This is a genomic window from Thalassospira sp. CA1, assembly GCF_059052855.1.
Map to the genome: position 1 here is coordinate 44,437 of NZ_JBZCIA010000010.1, position 19,264 is coordinate 63,700.

Annotated in this window: 20 protein-coding genes; 15 read left to right on the forward strand and 5 right to left on the reverse strand. The window is 55.3% G+C overall.

Annotated elements, in window-relative coordinates; all coding sequences use genetic code 11:
* The first annotated feature begins 105 nt into the window (after window positions 1-105).
* The 6 genes from AC5Q5A_RS15830 to AC5Q5A_RS15855 all read left to right on the forward strand — a co-directional run bounded on the left by AC5Q5A_RS15830 (window position 106) and on the right by AC5Q5A_RS15855 (window position 5,956).
* Window positions 106-981 carry a LysR family transcriptional regulator gene (locus AC5Q5A_RS15830; protein WP_493895863.1) on the forward strand — a complete coding sequence of 292 codons (876 nt, stop codon included), beginning with the start codon at window positions 106-108 and terminating at the stop codon, window positions 979-981.
* A gap of 192 nt (window positions 982-1,173) precedes the next feature.
* Complete coding sequence (locus tag AC5Q5A_RS15835; RefSeq protein WP_493895864.1) at window positions 1,174-1,779, forward strand: hypothetical protein; 606 nt, start codon at window positions 1,174-1,176, stop codon at window positions 1,777-1,779.
* 157 nt (window positions 1,780-1,936) lie between these two features.
* Complete coding sequence (locus tag AC5Q5A_RS15840) at window positions 1,937-2,779, forward strand: universal stress protein (protein ID WP_063087139.1); 843 nt, start codon at window positions 1,937-1,939, stop codon at window positions 2,777-2,779.
* A gap of 608 nt (window positions 2,780-3,387) precedes the next feature.
* Window positions 3,388-4,605, forward strand: coding sequence for a 5-aminolevulinate synthase (gene hemA, locus AC5Q5A_RS15845; RefSeq protein WP_493895865.1), 1,218 nt, complete (start codon window positions 3,388-3,390; stop codon window positions 4,603-4,605).
* Window positions 4,606-4,837: 232 nt separating this feature from the next.
* On the forward strand, window positions 4,838-5,377 hold the full coding sequence (locus AC5Q5A_RS15850; RefSeq protein ID WP_493895866.1) for a hypothetical protein: 540 nt from the start codon (window positions 4,838-4,840) through the stop codon (window positions 5,375-5,377).
* Between the two features lie 72 nt (window positions 5,378-5,449).
* Window positions 5,450-5,956, forward strand: a complete 507-nt coding sequence (locus AC5Q5A_RS15855; RefSeq protein WP_064790083.1) for a GNAT family N-acetyltransferase — start codon at window positions 5,450-5,452, stop codon at window positions 5,954-5,956.
* Window positions 5,957-5,982: 26 nt separating this feature from the next.
* On the opposite strand, the gene AC5Q5A_RS15860 is transcribed toward AC5Q5A_RS15855, so the two are convergent.
* On the reverse strand, window positions 5,983-6,726 hold the full coding sequence (locus tag AC5Q5A_RS15860; RefSeq protein ID WP_008891311.1) for an SDR family NAD(P)-dependent oxidoreductase: 744 nt from the start codon (window positions 6,724-6,726) through the stop codon (window positions 5,983-5,985).
* Between the two features lie 202 nt (window positions 6,727-6,928).
* Between AC5Q5A_RS15860 and AC5Q5A_RS15865 the strand changes: the two genes are divergently transcribed.
* Window positions 6,929-7,624 carry an SOS response-associated peptidase gene (locus tag AC5Q5A_RS15865; RefSeq protein WP_493895867.1) on the forward strand — a complete coding sequence of 232 codons (696 nt, stop codon included), beginning with the start codon at window positions 6,929-6,931 and terminating at the stop codon, window positions 7,622-7,624.
* Window positions 7,625-7,685: 61 nt separating this feature from the next.
* On the opposite strand, the gene AC5Q5A_RS15870 is transcribed toward AC5Q5A_RS15865, so the two are convergent.
* Window positions 7,686-7,865, reverse strand: a complete 180-nt coding sequence (locus AC5Q5A_RS15870) for a hypothetical protein (protein WP_063087136.1) — start codon at window positions 7,863-7,865, stop codon at window positions 7,686-7,688.
* Window positions 7,866-8,090: 225 nt separating this feature from the next.
* Window positions 8,091-8,948: a universal stress protein gene (locus AC5Q5A_RS15875; protein ID WP_064790082.1), complete on the reverse strand. Its 858-nt coding sequence runs from the start codon at window positions 8,946-8,948 to the stop codon at window positions 8,091-8,093.
* Window positions 8,949-9,288: 340 nt separating this feature from the next.
* Between AC5Q5A_RS15875 and AC5Q5A_RS15880 the strand changes: the two genes are divergently transcribed.
* The gene (locus AC5Q5A_RS15880) at window positions 9,289-9,597 is read left to right on the forward strand and encodes an ArsR/SmtB family transcription factor (protein ID WP_008891308.1); all 309 of its coding nucleotides are present in this window, start codon (window positions 9,289-9,291) and stop codon (window positions 9,595-9,597) included.
* An 80-nt stretch (window positions 9,598-9,677) separates the two neighbouring features.
* Here the strand turns inward: AC5Q5A_RS15880 and pdxH are convergent, their stop codons facing one another.
* Window positions 9,678-10,298, reverse strand: coding sequence for a pyridoxamine 5'-phosphate oxidase (pdxH, locus tag AC5Q5A_RS15885; protein ID WP_493895868.1), 621 nt, complete (start codon window positions 10,296-10,298; stop codon window positions 9,678-9,680).
* A 146-nt stretch (window positions 10,299-10,444) separates the two neighbouring features.
* On the opposite strand from pdxH, the gene AC5Q5A_RS15890 reads away from it, so the two are divergent.
* The 3 genes from AC5Q5A_RS15890 to AC5Q5A_RS15900 all read left to right on the forward strand — a co-directional run bounded on the left by AC5Q5A_RS15890 (window position 10,445) and on the right by AC5Q5A_RS15900 (window position 13,570).
* On the forward strand, window positions 10,445-10,921 hold the full coding sequence (locus AC5Q5A_RS15890; protein ID WP_008891306.1) for an RT0821/Lpp0805 family surface protein: 477 nt from the start codon (window positions 10,445-10,447) through the stop codon (window positions 10,919-10,921).
* Between the two features lie 216 nt (window positions 10,922-11,137).
* A complete protein-coding gene (locus AC5Q5A_RS15895; protein WP_008891305.1) occupies window positions 11,138-12,067 on the forward strand; it encodes a DnaJ C-terminal domain-containing protein in 930 nt (309 codons plus the stop codon).
* Window positions 12,068-12,238: 171 nt separating this feature from the next.
* Entirely contained in the window at window positions 12,239-13,570 is a 1,332-nt protein-coding gene (locus AC5Q5A_RS15900; protein ID WP_493895869.1) for a mechanosensitive ion channel family protein, read from the forward strand.
* An 8-nt stretch (window positions 13,571-13,578) separates the two neighbouring features.
* Here AC5Q5A_RS15900 and AC5Q5A_RS15905 read toward each other — a convergent pair whose 3' ends face one another.
* A complete protein-coding gene (locus AC5Q5A_RS15905) occupies window positions 13,579-14,937 on the reverse strand; it encodes a YihY family inner membrane protein (protein WP_493895870.1) in 1,359 nt (452 codons plus the stop codon).
* A gap of 202 nt (window positions 14,938-15,139) precedes the next feature.
* On the opposite strand from AC5Q5A_RS15905, the gene fabI reads away from it, so the two are divergent.
* The 4 genes from fabI to AC5Q5A_RS15925 all read left to right on the forward strand — a co-directional run bounded on the left by fabI (window position 15,140) and on the right by AC5Q5A_RS15925 (window position 19,213).
* Window positions 15,140-15,970, forward strand: a complete 831-nt coding sequence (gene fabI / locus AC5Q5A_RS15910) for an enoyl-ACP reductase FabI (RefSeq protein WP_064780587.1) — start codon at window positions 15,140-15,142, stop codon at window positions 15,968-15,970.
* An 83-nt stretch (window positions 15,971-16,053) separates the two neighbouring features.
* Entirely contained in the window at window positions 16,054-17,157 is a 1,104-nt protein-coding gene (aroC, locus tag AC5Q5A_RS15915) for a chorismate synthase (protein ID WP_120225070.1), read from the forward strand.
* A 60-nt stretch (window positions 17,158-17,217) separates the two neighbouring features.
* A complete protein-coding gene (locus AC5Q5A_RS15920; protein ID WP_493895871.1) occupies window positions 17,218-18,417 on the forward strand; it encodes a hypothetical protein in 1,200 nt (399 codons plus the stop codon).
* Window positions 18,418-18,598: 181 nt separating this feature from the next.
* Window positions 18,599-19,213, forward strand: coding sequence for a dioxygenase family protein (locus AC5Q5A_RS15925; protein ID WP_493895872.1), 615 nt, complete (start codon window positions 18,599-18,601; stop codon window positions 19,211-19,213).
* The last annotated feature ends 51 nt before the right edge of the window (window positions 19,214-19,264 follow it).

Sequence of the window (19,264 nt, forward strand, 5' to 3'; positions counted from 1 at the left end):
CATATGAAGGTGAATTCCTTGATACCGACACCGTACGGAATTTCAATTTTGCAATACACAGGCAATTTTGTAGTATCTGATTGCAAATTTGAAACGGAGCACCGATTGGACTGGAACTATATCAAGTCGTTTCTCGCCATCGCAGAAACAGGGTCGCTTGAATTGGCCGCGCAGAAAATCCGGGTTAGCAACACCACGGTGTTTCGCCATATTCATGCGCTGGAGGAACAGGCAGGTACGCGGCTTTTTGATCGCATCCGTGGCCAATACAGCCTGACCGATGCCGGGACAGAAATGCTTGTTCCCGCCCGTCAGATCATGAACAGCTTTGATGTCATCAACACCACCATTGCGGGGACAGACGCCGCACCGGCCGGTTTGGTGCGCATCACCGCACCGACCAGTTTTTCCTATTTCTTTTTGCCAGACCATCTCGCCTGCTTTCAGGATCAATGGCCTGATATTCAGATCGAACTGCTTGCCAGCAACCTCGAATTCAACATGACACAGCGATATGCCGATATTGCCGTGCGGGTTGCGGCCAACCCGCCCGAACATCTTGTTGGCAAGGAAATCCGCACTCTGGAATGGGGCATCTATGGTGCCGCCGACCGATATCAGCCTGCAAAGCTTGATGACCTGCTGGCGGAGCCCTTCATCGGTGCGTCGGGAACACTGGCAAGCTACGCACCTTATAAATGGCTCGATGCGAACCGCCGCACGCCGAATAAACAGCAAACCGATGATCTGATCGCGATGGCGCATCTGGTGCGTGCCGGATGCGGCCTGGCCTGTTTACCATCCGACCTTGCCCTTCCGGGTTTGCGGTTGCTTGCGCCTTTGCCGGAAATACCCGCAAACAAGCTTTGGGTTTTAACCCACCCTGATTTGCGCAACATTTCGCGCATCCGCGAAACCATGCGATGGATCGCCAAATCATTGAAAGACGAACCGCGGCTTTCGCCGGGCAAAGAACTGTGAACGTGACGAAAGTTCGATATTACCGTCTGATTGCATTCGCTGGCGGTGCACGTGCCCGGACTGGACAGACTCCGCAACGACGTTCAATATGTTCGCAAGCAAAAGCAAAGTCATAGCAGCGACTGTGGCAGAGTTCGGGACAACAAACTGACGTGACCAAGGCGCGCCCGCCACCGGTCGGAGGAACAACGCATGTCGATGCGCAAGATTGTCAAATGCCTGCCCGCAATCGGACTGGGCCTTGCCCTGTCGGGGTGCATGGCCCCGGTCGAAGAACCGGTCACGATGTCCAACAGCTCCGACACCATCGTTACCCCGTGGGGGGCACCAGCCCAGAATACCCGCCCGGCATCACCGGCCACCATGACGGGCTCTGCGTCTGCGGGGGAAAATGACAATCTGGTCATGATGGACGATCCCAATCGCAAGGCGATGGATGAAATGCGCCAAAAGCAGATCGACGAAGCCCGTATTGCGCTCGGCATTCTTGATCGCATGGCGCAGCGCTGTGTTCAGTCCGGCGATGCCGCAGCCTGCACAACGCTTCAAACCAATTGGAGCACATTATCCCAGCAATTGCACAAGACGCTTTCGATGATGTCAGGCGACACAATGCAGATGCCAACCAGTGTTCCGACCGATGACCCGGCGATGCCCGCCATGCCCGCGATGAACGACAGCGCACCGATGTCACCTGCCCCCGTCACGCCCCCTGCCACCACAGGCGTTCCGGCTGGCGGTGACATTCCGACCATGGAAAAAACCATCCCGATGACCGAACCGGGTGCGGACGGGTGATACTTGGCCCGAAATTACAACTTGGAATAATTTAATTTGAGATAGAGCAAAGAAACCATCCCGAGACGACGATAGGGTAGCCACAGACATTAAGGCCAAGGGCAATTTGACAGATTTCGGGTCAGCCCCACGCCACCTACCGAATGGAGATCGGATCATGTATCGGGATATTCTTGTTCATATCGACACCTCAGCTGCCTGCAAGGAACGCCTTTCTGTTGCGTTGAAAGTTGCCAAGGCGCAGGACGCGCACCTTACCGGTCTTTTCCTGCTGCCCTATCCTGAAATTCCGCGCTTCATGGAAGTCCAGATCACCGAGGAAATCATCAATCAGCAGCGATCTGCGATGGCTGAAACCGCAAAGGCTGCACGCACCCAGTTTGAAGAAACCTGCAATGCGGCCGGTGTTGCTTTCAGCTGGCAGGAAACCTCCTGCCCGGCGTCCGAAATTGCCGATACCACCGCGATGTATGCCCGCCATCATGATCTGACGGTTCTGGGCCAGCACGACCCGGAAAGCTCCGATCCGTGCTCTGTCTCGGAAATGCCGGACAAAGTCATCCTGACCGCCGGTGCGCCGGTTCTGCTTGTGCCCTATGTCGGCAAGTTTGATACCATCGGTGATCGCGTCATGGTCGCCTGGAAGCCCTATCGCGAAGCCGTGCGCGCGATGAATGACAGCATGCCGTTCCTCGAGGCCGCAAAATCCGTTCTGGTTCTCTGTGCTGACCCGAACAAGGGTGCCCGCGATACCATGCCGGTTCCGGGTGTCGATATCGGCGAACGTCTGAAATGCCATGGCGTGAATGCCAAGAAAGAAAGCATGAATGCATCGGGCATCAGTGTTGGCGACCTTATTCTGTCGCGCGCAGCCGATGAAAGCATCGATCTGATGGTGTGCGGCGCCTATGGCCGTCCGCGCCTGCGTGAACTGATGCTTGGTGGCGTCACCCAACACCTGCTGCGTCACATGACCGTTCCGGTCCTGATGTCACACTAGGCAACAACATTCCGCATTCCCAAAAACCGGCCGGAACTTTCGGCCGGTTTTTTATTGGCTTTGCCGATTACGAGCTTGCAGACAGGCAATCGTACACGGACTAATCCCTTGTCTAGTCACGGAAAAATCAAGAAATCCGCTTCTATCTCCGTCACCAAATCCAAAAATTACTGGCAAATTTATCTGATCATCAACATTAATACATATTGAAAATCATATGTAATTTCTGTCATGATTGATTTTTCCGATGGATGAAAACGATTTAATTGTGGCGCAAAAGCTTTTCGAATCCTTGCCAAATGACGCCAACGAGGCCAAATTGGGTCTTAAGACAAAACGGAGCTTGCTCCGAAAAGAGATCGACACAAGAGAGATGGATCGCCTTCTCTGATCTGATGGTTCCAAACAAGACTGGAATCGCTTTAATTTTTGACAAGGGTCAATGCCGTATCCGCCTTCATGGTTGATAAGGGAACCATAAAGACCCGGTCGAACCGGAGGATATGTCCAGAATCAGGTCGCTGATCTGGACGAGACCAGAGCTTTGTGATGCCACGACCAGATACAAAGTCCGTGACACTGCAAAGAGACAGGCGAAAGAAACAAGTATGAATTACAACACCTTCTTCAAAGATGCGCTGTCCGGCCTCAAGGCTGAGGGCCGCTATCGTGTATTCGCCAATCTCGAACGTATTGTCGGAAAATTCCCCAAGGCGCTCTATCACCCCGATAACGGCGAAGCCCCGCGTGAAATCACCGTGTGGTGCTCGAACGATTATCTTGGCATGGGCCAACACCCCAAGGTGCTTGAAGCCATGCAGAACGCCATCACCGGTCAGGGTGGCGGTGCGGGTGGCACGCGCAATATTTCCGGTTCCAACCATCTGCATGTCGCGCTTGAGCGGGAGCTCGCCGATCTGCATGGCAAGGAAGCCGCCCTTCTGATGACCTCGGGCTATGTCGCGAACTGGACGACGCTGTCAACACTGGGATCGAAGCTCCCGGATTGCGTGATCATTTCCGACTCCGAAAACCACAATTCCATGATCGAAGGCATGCGCCATTCCAAGGCGGAGCGCCGCATCTGGAAACATAACGACGTCGCCCATCTTGAAGAAATCCTCAAGGATCTCGGGCCGCAGCGCGCGAAGATCGTCGCGTTCGAGTCTGTCTATTCGATGGATGGCGACATCGCACCGATCAGTCAGGTCCTTGATCTTTGCGAAAAATACAACGCGCTTTCCTATCTGGACGAAGTTCATGCGGTTGGCATGTATGGCCCGCGCGGCGGCGGTGTTGCCGAACGTGATGGCGTCATGCACCGCGTCGACATCATCCAGGGCACGCTTGCCAAGGCCTTTGGCGTGATTGGTGGCTATATCGCGGCCAAACCGGAAATCGTCGATTTCGTTCGCAGCTTCGGTAATGGCTTTATCTTTACCAGTTCCCATCCGCCAAGCATCGCGGCGGGTGCGCTTGCCGCTGTGCGCCACCTGAAAGAATGCAATGTCGAACGCCTTGCCCAAAAGGAACGCGCCGATACCCTGCGTGCACGCATGCGCGCAGTCGACCTGCCGGTCATGGACGCGCCAAGTCATATCGTTCCCCTGATGGTCGGCGATCCTTCCATGTGCAAGGAAGCCAGCGACCGTCTGTTGTTCGAACATGACATCTATGTCCAGCCGATCAACTATCCGACCGTCCCGCGCGGCACCGAACGCCTGCGCTTTACGCCGGGCCCGCTGCACAATGACGAATTGGTCGATCATCTGATCGACTCGCTCCTGTCGGTCTGGAGCAAACTGGGTATTTCCAAAGTCGCCTGACCCACTTGGTAGTCAGAAAATCAAAAGGCCGGTGGCAAATGCCCCGGCCTTTTTGATGATCCGCCCCATGTAATGGCCTGCTGCCGGGAACAATGATGTTCGGCCATTTGCTTTCACCGGGCGGCGTCCTATATTGAGGCTGTCTTGCCGGTTTCGCGTCGGTATAGATAATACTTTGCAATTAAGAACCGTTCGCGTTAATGTCGGACCTGTCATCAAACAGGGACCGCCCATGTATTCGGATAAAACCTTGCTCCCCAAAGAATGTCTTCGCCTGTGCGCACTTGGCACCCTTGCCCTTTCCGAAAAGCCGATCAGCTATGGCGATCTGGCCAACGAGGTGCGCCATTTCATGTCGCACATCATGGGGCCGTCCCTGGATATGATGGGAAGTTCGCTTCAACTGCTTAAACTTGAAGGGCTGGTCAAGGAAGATACCGCAAGCGGCGGGTTATCTGACGCGCAATTGAGCCTGACCGATGCCGGGCACAAGAAGTTCATCGAACTGATGCAGGGCAATGTGCGTGATACATCGGGCGAGCTTTCCCGCCTGATCATGGCGCTCAAGATGCGGTTCCTGCATCTGCTTGATCATGACATCCGCACTGAACAGATCGAAATCCTGCAAGACGTCTGCGAACTTGATCTCGAACGCGTGCTGGCCCTGCGGGACGAGCATGCAAACGAGGCCGAAAACTTCACCAGTTGGCTCGAAATGGAAGTCAAACGCCTGGAGCAAAAACGCGACTGGCTTAAAAGCCTTTCAGCGTAAACCGTTTTCCCGTTATAGTCGTGATGGATGGCCCGCAGGAAGCAGGTCCAACGTCACAGGCAGGGACGGAAAATGTTGATACGTGAAGAAACCGAAAAAGATATCGCGGCGATTCACGCGTTGCTGGATGGTGCCTTCGCAACTGCACCCCACAGTCAGCAGACCGAACATTTGATCGTCGATGCGCTCCGAAAAAGTGGTCAACTTACCCTTTCCCTGATCGCGGAACAGGACGATGAAATTGTTGGCTGCATCGCGTTTTCACCGGTAAAAATCGATGGCAAAGCCTGTGGTTGGTTTGGCCTGGGTCCGGTTGCGGTCACGCCGGATCGCCAAGGCTTGGGCATTGGCTCCGAACTGATCCAAAGCGGCATCCGCCATTTGCGCGCCGATGATGCCCATGGCTGTGTCGTGCTGGGGGAGCCGGATTATTATGGCCGGTTTGGCTTTGCGCCCCTGCCCGATCTGAAACTTGAAGGCGTGCCCGATGAATATTTCATGGCACGCCCATTGGTTGATGAAATCCCGGCGGGTTTGGTCGAATACGATCCGGCCTTTTACGTCAAGGCTGACAGCTAAGAAGTCATCCAGTCCCGGTCTGTCGATCAGTACAGATGCTGCCCACCGGTGACAAAAATCTCTGTGCCGGTGACATAGGTACTGTCATCCCCCACCAGATAGTGCACCGCGGCCGCCACGTCTTCGGGTGTTCCCATCCGGTTCATCGGAATGCGCGGCACAAGCGCCTCATATTCCGGGGATATCATGTCGGTCTTGATTTCGCCCGGGGCAACCGCATTGACCCGCACCCCAAGTTCGGCAAATTCAACGGCCATTTCACGCGTTAGCCCCGAAAGCGCTGCCTTTGACGTCGAATAGGCCGATCCGGCAAACGGATGGACATAATGCCCCGCGATCGAGGTAATGTTGCAAATCGCCCCCTTGCCCCGATGCAGTGCTGATGCAAACCCGCGCGAAAGTGTGAGTGGCGTAAAGAAGTTCAGCTCAAACACATCGCGCCAGGCAGCAATATCACCATTCAGACAACCAAGCCGTTCCTTATAGGGGGTCTTGGGCGACACACCGGCATTGTTGATCAGGGCATGCAACGGATCATCGCCCAGAACTTCGTTCGCCTCGGCAATAAAGGCTTCGACCTCTGCCGGTTTGGAAAGATCGGCACGGATGTGAATGCCCAACGCCGGATCGCGTGGGCAGCTCGGCGGCGGGGCTTCGCGTGAACAGCAAATCACCCGCCAGCCGCGCTTGGCAAAATATCCAACCGTAACATGGCCGATGCCACGACTGGCACCTGTCAGAACGACTGTTTTCGGGGCATTGCTGCTCATTGGTGTACTCACTTCACAAGATATGCAGGCAAACAGAATTTTGCTGGTTTTCTTATAGCACCACAGGCCCCGCCATCGAAGGAAAAGCCTTGTACTGTAAGATTTTTCTACAGTTACCGTCGCGATATAGGCTGCCCTACAGGCATTTGGCAAGGGATGCGAAACAGGCTATGTTTTCGCCATTGTAAAGATGGGTAAGACCATGTGCAGCCGCTTTGATCTTAACAGCGATATCCGCGCCTTTCAGGTTCAGCTTGGCCTGGAAATGGAAGATATCATTCGCATGCCATTGCCCGACGGGTTCAATCGCAACGGACCCGATGACGAGGACGAAGACGCCGCCTTCGACAGCCTGACCGGTACGCGTCGGCCGACCGATCCGATAGCCGTCATTCTGCCGCATCAAAAGGCCGCCATTCGATACTGGGGGCTGAGCATCCCGGGCATGAACAGCCCTATGATCAATGCGCGCGCCGAAACCCTGACCGAAAAGCCAACCTTCCGACCACTTTTGAACCGCCGCTGCCTGATCCCGGCAAGCGGTTGGTATGAATGGCGCAAGGACGGCACGGCAAAGCACAAGAACCGCATCACCCTACCCGATCATCAACCGTTTCTGTTTGCGGGCCTCGAAAACGGGCGCGAAGCCACCATCATCACCTGCGCGCCATCGGGCTCAATCGCCCATATTCACAACCGGATGCCGGCTGTGATCGGCCCGAACCATCTGGCGTCCTGGCTTGATCCGCACATGGCGTTCGAAGATCTTGGGTACATACTGGGCCCGCTGCCCGATCATGTTCTGTCATGGCAGGAAGAAAGGTCGGATCGCCCGAAAACAGATCCGAATACGGATGCGGATGAGAAAACAAACCAGATTGATCTGTTTTCAAAATAGGCTGTTCGGGCAGGCATGCAGCCTGTCTGGCCCAATCAGTCCGTAATTCCGAATAAGATGATCAGTCGCTGTCAACGTCGTTGGCGGCACATGGTGCTGCATTGCATGACTGCAACGCACCGCCAGCTTGACCAGACAGCAACGCAGCAAGATCAGGCACACCAACATTCGGATTGTTAAGTTCCTGTGCCAGGTCTTCGGACATCGAAGCGAAATCGATGATATCGCGCAATGACAACATGGGTTTTCCCCTGTCAGACGTTGATTTCCCACAATGCGAAACACCTCGTTTAGGGGCAGTACTGCCCCCGATGGGGTTTCGTCACATTCTTATTTCTGTAACCCTGTGCCTATTTATCCCGCAACGCAACAAAAAAAGGCGCATAAAAAATGCGCCTTTTCAGTCATATACCATCGGTTAGGTAACATAATTTCGCGATATCAGGCTCTTAAGCAGCCCCTTGCCTTAGTGCATTATCCAAAGCGGCAAGGCACATTTTGCCAACATATCCTGCGTCACACCGCCAAGGATCATCTCCTTGAAGCGTGAATGGCTGTATGCCCCCAGAACAATGGTATCGGCACCGCATTTTTCTGCCTCGGAAATCAAGGTATTAGCAACCTGTCCGGTTTCCGTGCTTTCAACCACAGCCGCATCGACTCCGTGCCAGCTGAACTGTTCGGCCAGCGCCTTGGCGCACGCACGGCCATAGGGAACCTCGCCGACACTGACAATCGTGACTTCCTTGGCATTGCGCAACATCGGCATTGCGGATGTGACCGCGCGCGCGGCCTCGATCCCACCATTCCAGGCGATCATGACTTTTTCACCGATGGTCGCCGGGGTTACTTCAGGTGCCACCAGGATCGGACGTCCGGTTTCCATCAGGGCCGCATCAAAGGTCAGCGATGCGGAGGCTTCCTTGGGATCCCGGCCAATCACCACCAGATCAAAAAGACGCCCGCGCCGCGCCACTGTTTCGTCTTCGCGCCCGCTATCCTTGCGCCAGGCGCAAGTTGGCTTGGCGTCTGCGCTCGGTGTGTTGGACTCTTCAATGCCGGCCTCTTTAACGGCGGCGGCAAAGGATGCCTTGCCGCTGGCTTCGCGCTTTTCGGTCTCGGTGGTGGCGGCCTGGATCATTTCTTCGATAATCAGGCCTGACATGCCTTCGCCAACAATCGGAATGGCGTCTTGTGGTTCGGCCGCAACAAAAAGCGCCTCAAGATGCGCGTTGAACGACTTGGCCAGCTTAAAGGCCGTCGCCATCACACGTTTGTCGATTGCCGTACCTGCTACCGGTGCCAGAATGGTGCGAATTGCCATGTTAACTACTCCCGCCTGTCGAACAGGTCATTGAACCTGCCTGAAATACCGACTGATGATGCCTTTACTGCCAAGCAGTCTGAGGTCTTTTGCCCCAGCTTTCTTTGTTCAAGATCAAAAATTTGCGAAAGTTATTATTATTCTTATACTTTGTTGGTGTCGGTGGTTGGTGCCAGATCGGTTTTTCTCAATCGACCGTGCACAAAATGATTGTAACATGAATGCCAACGATTACGATGACGCTTTAAAGATCGAGATATTATTCTCTTGGGTAGGATACCGGGCATTCAAAGCAAAAATGCGACCTGGTGTGCAGAGTTAAGAACGGGGTTACTCGCGGATGGACTATACGGCACTGCACGAGAATGCACGTGAAGCTGCAGAATTTCTCAAAACGCTCGGCAATGAGTGGCGTCTGCTTATTTTGTGCTCTCTCGGCGACACGGAAAAATCCGTTGGCACGCTGGAAAATGAACTGGGCATCAAACAATCCGCCCTGTCACAGCACCTTGCACGCCTACGCCGCGAAGGGCTTGTAAAAACCCGCCGTGATGCGCAAACAATCTATTATTCGCTGGCCAATCCGGACATCATGAAGATCATCGCTGTGCTGCAGGACACCTTCTGCCCGCCAGAACCCGCAGTCTAAGGCACACCGATCCAAAATACAAAAACGCACAAGGCGTGATCCCTTGTGCGTTTTTTGCGTTTCGGAGTCTCGTGGCTTCCTTACGGAAACAGCTTTTGCGTATCCCAGCCGCTATCGGCGTCATCGCGGGTAAACAGCTTGCGGTCATGCAGGCGGAATTTGCCCTCTGCCCAGAACTCGATCCGATCCGGGACAAGGCGATAACCGCCCCAATGTTCCGGACGCGGCACCTTGCCAAGACCAAATTTGGCGGTGAATTCCGCAACCCGTTTTTCAAGATCAAAACGGCCACTCATCGGGCGCGACTGAATGGATGCCCAGGCCCCCAACTGGCTGCCACGCGGGCGGGATGCAAAATATTCATCTGACTCGGTGGCATCGACCTTGGCAACCTTGCCCTCGATACGCACGCACTTTTCAAGCGTCTTCCAGTGGAAACACAGGGCAGCAAAACCGTTCTCGGCCAACTGGTCGCCCTTGCGGCTTTCATAGTTGGTATAGAAAACAAATCCGCGCGGATCAAAACCCTTAAGCAGCACAATGCGCGCCGACGGGCGACCTTGCGCATCGGCAGTCGCAAGCGTCATCGCATCCGGATAGGCAGTCTCGACCTTTTTTGCCTCCGCAAACCAGGTTTCGAACATGTCGAACGGGGCATCGTGGGGTTCATGCCCAATTTTTGGCGCATTTTTCTCGTTCATTGCGAAAGGATTTCCTTTGGCTGATTAAATTTGTTGCCGTCAGGACGACATATTTCGGAACTACGGTGGCAGCAACAACGTTGGATCAATATATATACCCAAAGAATATCGGTTGGGACTGTAAAGACAAGATGGGCAAATTAAACATGAAATTCCGTCAGATCGTTATCCCGGTGGTCATGACCGCCTTTATCGCTGGCTGCGCCCAAGATCAGGGTCAGAAGCAAACGGCCGGCACACTTCTTGGTGCCGTCGGTGGTGCCGTCGCAGGCGCGCAGTTCGGCAAGGGCAGTGGCCAGCTTGTCGGTGTTGCGCTTGGTACGCTTGCCGGCGCCTTTATAGGCAGCGAAGTCGGCAAGTCGCTTGACAATGCCGACCGCGCCATCATGGCAAAAAGCACCCAGCGCACGCTGGAAGCCACCCCGACAGGTCAAACCACCACTTGGAACAACCCCGATACCGGTGTTCAGGGGACGGTGACCCCGACCCGCACCTATCAGGAACCGAAAACCCAGGAATATTGCCGCGAATACCAGCAGACGGTGATGATCGGTGGTCAGGAAGAAACGGCTTATGGCACCGCCTGCCGCCAGCCGGATGGCAGCTGGAAAGTTGTCAACTAAGCCTTGCTAAAAATCTGAAATGACAGGCGGTGCGGTCCTTGCGATCTGCGCCGCCTTTTCATATCTGGTCATCGGTTCGGGCGACAAACCCGCCTTAATCTCATTGTTTCGGATCAGATGCGGCAAAATGGTTCATCTTTTGCGGCGCATGATCTAATAATGAACACAACGTGCAAATCACATAACGTGCTTTTAGTTTCTGGAACCGGTCAGTAAATGCAGGATCCCTACAAGACACTTGGCGTTGCCAAAAACGCCAGTCAGGAAGAAATCAAAAAGGCCTATCGCAAACTGGCGCGTGAACTTCACCCCGATGTCAATCCGGGCGATGCCAAAATCGAAGAACGCTTCAAAAAGGTATCGAGCGCCTATCACCTTCTCGGTGATGCGGAGCGCCGCAAGAAATTCGACAATGGTGAAATCGACGCCGATGGTCGCGAAACCAGCCCGTTTGCCCGTGGCGGCGGACATGCCGGTGGCGGCTTTGGCGGCGGTGATCCGTTCGGCGGCTTTTCCGGTGCCAATGCCGAGGACATCTTTGACGAAATTTTCGGCAAGGGACGCGCACGTTCTGGCGGCGGCGGTTTCGGTGGCTTTGGCGGGGAACGCAAACCCAGAAAGGTTAAAGGCCCGAACATCTCCTATGAACTGAGCCTTGATTTCGCCGAGGCCATCCTTGGCACGACAAAGCGCATCAATCTCGCCAGCGGCAAAAGCCTTGAGGTCCGCATCCCGCCCGGAAGCGAAAACGAACAGACGCTCCGTCTTAAAGGCCAGGGGATGGCTGGCATGAATGGTGGCGAGGCCGGTGATGCGCTGATCAAGCTGCATGTCCATCCGGATAAAACCTTCCGGCGCGAAGGCAATGACCTGCATTGTGATCTGGCAATCAGCTTGCCTGAGGCCATTCTGGGTGGCTCCATCGAAGTGCCGATTGTCGATGGCAAGGTCAATATGAAGCTGCCTGCCAACGCCAATAGCGGCACGAAACTGCGCCTGCGCGGCAAGGGTGCCCCCTATGACCGGGGCAACAAACGCGGTGATCAATATGTTCACCTGACGGTCAAGCTGCCCGAAGAACGCGATGACGAATTGGTCGAGTTCATCAAGGACTGGTCTGAAAAGCACCCCTATAAGGCGCGTTGACCCAATAATCCAAAGCCGGCATTCGCCGGCTTTTTTCTTGGCCCGTTGGCACCCGGGATCAGGCCACGCAAAAGAGCCCGCGTTGAAAGGTGCCTGTTAATCCCGTTCCGTGTTACCATATTGTTTTAACGGGCTTTGTCGCAAAGAACGAAACCGATCATCAGGGGCAATATGGAACAGCTCAGCAATCCGGACATCTATTTGCAGTGGCTTGAACAGGCAATCGCCTGGATCTCTGCAAATGTCCTGCTGGTCCCGATCCTGATCCAGATTGCTGCCTGCCTGCTTGCCACCATCCCGGCCTTTTTGCTGCGAGGTCGCCTGGCGTCGCTTCTCGCGCGTTTGCAGGATTGGAAGCCGCTTTTACCCTATGCCGGGTTTCGACGCTTTGCGCTGGTGCTGCCCAGTCTTGCCTTCCCGCTGATCTTTGTCATTGCCATCTGGCTGCTTGATGCCATCGCCATTCAGGCTGGCTATCGCCATAACATCATCCGGTTGGTGGCAAGCCTTCTGAATGCGTGGATTGTCATTCGTCTGGCCGCCGCCGTTGTCAATGATCCTGTCTGGTCACGCACCATTGCCACCGTCGCCTGGACGTTGGCGGCACTCAACATTGTCGGATGGCTGGAACCAGGTATCGCAATCCTTGACGGGCATGCGATTGAGTTCGGCGAGTTCCGCATTTCGATCTATGGCATCATCAAAGCCGTTCTCTCGCTTGCGGTTTTGCTGTGGGTGGCATCCTTTGCCTCGCGCCTGTTTGAACAACGCATCCGCAAGGTCCATCACCTGACCCCGTCCGTTCAGGTCCTGATGGCAAAGCTTCTGAAGCTTGTCTTGCTGTCGATCGCAGTTTTGTTTGCGCTGTCGACCATGGGTGTCGATCTGACCGCACTCGCCGTATTTGGTGGTGCGGTTGGTGTCGGGATCGGCTTTGGTCTGCAACGCATTTTCGCCAACCTGATCAGCGGCGTGATCCTGTTGCTTGACCGTTCAATCAAGCCCGGCGATGTCATTGCGATTGGCGATACCTTTGGCTGGATTCAATCACTGGGCGCGCGTTACACCGCCGTTCGAACCCGCGATGGCACGGAATTCCTGATCCCGAACGAAGACCTGATCACCAATCAGGTCGAAAACTGGAGCCACTCGGACGTCAAGCTGCGCCTGAAGGTACCAGTCGGCATTTCCTATAACTGCGATCCCCACCTTGCGATCAAGCTGTGTAATGAGGCGGCGGCAAAATGCGCACGCGTGCAGGACAATCCGGGGCCCAATACCCTGATGCGCGGTTTTGGTGACAACTCGGTCGATCTTGAAATCCGGTTCTGGATCAACGACCCGCAAAACGGACGCGGCAATATCATCAGCGAAGTTTTGCTCAATGTCTGGGATGCGTTCATCGAACACAATATCGAAATCCCGTTCCCGCAACGCGATTTGCACCTGCGCAGCAGCGATGAACCGATCCGCGTGGAAATGACCCACGCCAAAGCCCCCTGACGCAACGACTAACTTATGATGTCAGTCATATCTTTCTGATTGATATCGTCTTGTTTCTCGTGGTCCGGGTCTTTCTCGATCTGTTCGGGGATTTTGTCTTCGGGTCGCGGGGTATCAAGCAGATCGCCCACCTTCACATCCAGAACCGTTTTGCGTTTTTCTTCCAGTTCGATCAGGCGTTCGCGCATGGCAATCGGCCAGCCGCTATCGGTCTGCACAACCAGCAACCGGTCGTAATCCAGAAACAGGCCAAGGCGGCTCATCAGATCCATCAACGAAATCCGCGACAGGTCCCCCGAAAGCAGCCAGCGATGATTTTCGGAACGATCAATCAGTTTTTCGCGCCGCAATGCTGCCAACGCCCAGTTCAGATCACGCCCACCCAGTTTGACGTCGCGCATCATCCTGCGATAGGTCGGCGGCTTGTCGGCCTCGTGGAAACGACTTTGCAGATATTCCAAAACCCGCAGCACGGCGATAATCCGTTCCATATGCCCCGGTACCGCACCGCGCGGATCAGGGATCTGGCCCGCTGCACGTGCCGCACGCCATTCGGACCGCGCGGCTGCCACCTGCGCGCCCAAAAGGATCACGATCCAGGTCAGATACATCCACAACAAAAAGATGGGCACAATCGCAACCGCGCCATAAATCGTCTGATAGGTCGGAAATGTCGTGACATAGTACGCAAACCCCTTTTTCAGGCTTTCGAACAAAACGGCCGCCACCACGCCACCGGCCACACCATCAATAATCTCGACCGAACGGTTCGGCATGCCGATAAACAGCAACGAAAAGGCCACCGCCGACAGGACAAAGGGCGCCAAGAATGTCAGTTGGCCGATATGCTGGGCAACCGCTTCGCCACCCACCAGGTATCGCATGGCAAAGAAATACGACGCCAGTGACAAGCTCAAGCCCAGCAACATCGGCCCAACCGTCAAAAGTGTCCAGAACACCACAAGGCGCGCCAGAAGTTTTCGCGGGCTGGTCACGCGAAACACATCGTTCATCGCCCCTTCGATGGCGCTGAGCAACATCACCGCCGTCAGGCCAAGCACGATCGTGCCAATCGCCGTCATCTGTCCGGTATTCTGCAAGAAATTGCCAAGATAGTCTGTGACCTGCGCGCCGGTTTCCGGCAGGAAATTGCTCAGAACCACGGTCATGATCTGGTCCTTGAACTGATCAAAAACCGGAAACGCCGACAAAACCGTTAGTGCAATCGCCAGAAACGGCACCATCGCCAAAAGCGTCGTATAGGACAAACCGGCGGCACGTTGTATGGATTTGTCATGGACAAAACGCATACCGGCATAGCGCCAGAATGCGGTTCGATCAGCGAGCAATTTCTGAATTTCGGCCATTAAACGCTTATCCCCACGCATTTTCCGGTTATACTGCACCTGATCAACAAGATAGCGTGCCTGCACACATTATGACAGGTCAGATTGACCTTGGCCGCGCTTTGTGTAGGATGCGCAAAATGTCTAATGCCTTCTGGGCCGGTCGCGGCTTTTCTTGAATGCCTCTACCTGCCAGAGAGAGATCGTGGGAACGAGAGGAAATATGAGCCTGTCCACCGACAATATTTCGGGCCTTATGGCCGGTAAACGCGGCCTGATTATGGGTGTCGCCAACGATAAATCGATTGCCTGGGGCATTGCACGTGCGGCCGCTGCGGCTGGCGCCGAGATCGCCTTTACCTTCCAGGGCGAAGCCCTTGAAAAACGTGTGCGCCCGCTCGCAGAGTCCGTTGGCAGCAACATCGTTCTGCCATGTGACGTGACCGATGCGGCCAGCATGGATGCCGTGTTCGAGACGCTTAAGGAAAAATGGGGCAAGCTTGACTTTGTCGTGCATGCCATCGGTTTCTCCGACAAGAACGAACTGCGTGGTCGCTATGTCGACACCTCGCCGGAAAACTTTGCGCTTTCAATGAACATCTCGGTCTATTCCTTTACCGCGATCGCACAGCGCGCGGAAAAACTGATGACCGATGGCGGTTCGCTTCTAACACTTTCCTATTACGGCGCAGAAAAGGTCATGCCGCACTACAACGTCATGGGCGTTGCCAAGGCAGCCCTTGAAGCCAGCGTGAAATACCTTGCCAATGACCTTGGCCCGGATCGCATTCGCGTCAACGCCATTTCGGCGGGCCCGATGAAGACGCTTGCCGCATCCGGGATTGGCGATTTCCGCTATATCCTGAAATGGAACGAATACAACTCGCCGATGCGCCGTAACGTCACGCTTGATGATGTTGGCGGATCGGGTCTGTATTTCCTTTCGGATCTTTCGACCGGTGTTACGGGCGAAACCCATCATGTCGATTGCGGTTACCACACCGTTGGCATGAAACAGGCAGACGCACCTGACATCACTGTCCAGAAATCCTGATCTGGGCCTGATACGATTTTGCGGGCTGCCCTGATGGGCGGCCCGTTTTGTCTCTTAATTATTTGAATTCTGGATAATCGGTTATGGCTGGCAACAGTTTTGGAACACTTTTCCGCTTCACCACCTTTGGCGAAAGCCACGGCCCGGCCATTGGCTGTGTCGTTGATGGTGTGCCGCCCCTGCTTGAGCTTACCGAGTCCGATATTCAGAATTATCTCGAAAAACGCAAACCCGGTCAGTCGCGCTTTACCACCCAGCGCCGCGAACCTGATCAGGTCAAAATCCTTTCGGGCGTGTTCGAAGGCAAAACCACCGGCACCCCGATTGGTCTTCTGATCGAAAACGTCGATCAGCGTTCCAAGGATTATGGCGAGATTAAAAACCAGTTCCGCCCGGGTCATGCCGATTACACCTATTGGGAAAAATACGGCACCCGCGACTATCGTGGCGGCGGCCGTTCATCGGCCCGCGAAACCGCCATGCGCGTTGCCGCCGGTGCAATTGCCCGCAAGGTGCTGGGCGACGACATCAAAATCCGTGCGGCCCTGGTCAAAATGGGCACCAAGGAAATCAACCGGGCCAACTGGGACTGGGCCGAGGTTGATAACAACCCGTTCTTCTGCCCCGATCCCGAAGCCGTTCCGGTATTCGAAGAATATCTTGATGGCCTGCGCAAGGATGGATCATCGGTTGGTGCGGTGATTGAGGTTGTCTGTTCCGGTGTTCCGGTTGGCCTGGGCGATCCGGTGTATGACAAGCTTGATGCCGATCTGGCCAAGGCGATGATGACGATCAATGCCGTCAAGGGGGTAGAGATCGGCAACGGGTTCGAGGCCGCCGAACTGACCGGTATCGAAAATGCCGATGAAATGCGTCTGGGCGAAGATGGCAAACCTGTCTTTGGCTCCAACCATGCCGGTGGCATTCTCGGCGGGATTTCATCAGGTCAGGACATTGTCGTGCGCTTTGCCGTCAAGCCGACCAGCTCGATCCTCACACCTCGCAAAAGCCTTGATATCTATGGCAAGGAAGTCGATGTCGTCACCAAGGGTCGCCATGATCCGTGTGTTGGTATCCGTGGCGTTCCGGTGGGCGAAGCGATGGCTGCGATCACGCTTGCCGACCACCTTTTGCGCCACCGCGCACAGTGCGAAGGCTGGAACACCAACAAGCATTTTCCGAGCTAGTTTTCGGGCTAGTTTTCCGACGCAATCGGAACGGGCGAATATCGCATCACAACTGGTTTCATGCCGCGTCTAAGTGGCATGAACCCGATATTGCTCAAAACCCTGATCCAACTTGCTGCATCCAACAAAAAACCGGCTCCCAGCGGAACGGTTGGCAGTGACGCGCAGCTCAAAAATCGCATCGTCCTGTTTGCGGACGAAGCCGTCGCCCTGCCTGACTGGGGGATTTCAGGGCTGCCGTCCATGATCCTCGGCGCGGCACCGCAAACCTGCCTGTTTGTCAGTGACCTCACTGTCGATGATGAGGGCGATGACAAGGACGATACCGGCAGTTCCGATAGCAGCAGTGACGACGCGGCAGATGCAACGGCCAGCGGATCGGTATCTTTTTCCCTGACCATCAAAGCCCCGCCTGCCGCTGAAAGCAGCCTTAAATCGCGCACCATTGTCTGGAAGCTGACCTTGCCCGTTGCGGGCTTTCGCGATGTGCAAACCGGCGCCAGCACCCCGCCCGTGCACGCCCCTGTGATCAAAACCCGCATCAAGCTGGGCGGCGTTATCCGTGATGTCGAAATCGGCCTTCTGGAAATGGGGCCACTGGATCAACCGCTTCTGATCGGCAAGGACACGCTGTCAAATAAATTCCTGATCCGCCCCGACCGGCCCGAAGATCAAAAGACGCCGGCCGCCCCGACAGTTGACCTGACACCACCAGTTGCCGAAGCAGCAAAACCGGACAACGACAAGACCGAGGCAAACACCGATAAAGATCCGGCCGCGTCCCCATCAGATAAGAGCCCGGAAACTTCGCCTGCGGCCACAGATGCCAAGGCACCCGACGCAGCTGTCAAGCCAGACACCACCCCGGCGTCTGAAACACCAGATGCAGCACAAGCAGATGCAGAGGCAAGCGACACCTCCAAACCCGCCCCGGATCCGCAGCAATCCTCAGACGGCACGCAATCGTCCGATGCGTCCCAAACCGCCGCATCGCAGAACACCCAGGCACCGGCAACCGACGATGACGGGAAAACGGCCGATGCTGATCCGGCCCAAGACAGCACGTCGTCAGAAGACAGCGATAAACCGGAAAACGCAGCTGAAGCCGATCCAAACGACAGTTCGAGCAAGCCAGAGCAAGACACCACTACACCAACGACACCAGCGCCCCCAGACACACCAACCGCACCAGAACCAGCGGCAACCAACGCAGACACCCCGAAAACTCAACCGGCTGAGCAGGAAAACAACTCCGCCTGAAGCAGCCCCGAACCCTGAAGCGCCAGACTTCCCTCGCGCCATCCCGTCACGGGTGGCGCATTTTTTTTGTTGATCAAAGTAATTTTCGCCCATCTCACCTTGTAGTTTCGCGCCGCGACCACATCTGTACCTCATAACAAAAAAACACGGTCCCAAACGCGGTTGGGAAAAGGCAAAACCAATGACCATCGATCTGGACTTGGCCGGTCTGTCGCGCAGGTCTGCGCTTAAGGGCTGGTTTGCTGCAGGCTCGGCACTTATCGGCAATTCCATTCTTTCACCGGTTTCCTACGCCAGTGACAGAACCCTTCCAGCGACCCCGGCCTGCGGGGAGGATATCGGCCCGACACGCGCCATGACCGAAGGCCCGTTCTATAGCGAAAACCCGCCCGAAAAGCGCAACTTCCGAACCGATACTGGCGGCACGCCGGTGACCCTGCTGGGTTATGTGCTGAACTCGGCCTGCACGCCGATTGCCAATGCGATTGTCGATCTGTGGCATGCGGATGCCGACGGCCGTTACGACAATCAGGGCTTTAACATGCGCGGCTATCAACGCACTGACGGCCAGGGGCGCTATTATTTCGATACCATCCGCCCGGCCGAATATGCCGGACGCACCCCGCACTACCACGTCAAGATCACCCCGCCGAATGGCCGAACCTTGACCACCCAGCTCTATTTCCCGGATGAACCGCTTAACGAGCTTGATCACCTGTTTGACAGCGCGCTTTTGATGAATATGCATCCGGCAAGTGACGGCGAAATCGGCCGGTTTGATTTCGTTCTGGCCTGATTGGCCAGCCCCCTCACATCACGATAACCCGCAGCCTTCCGCGATCAGATC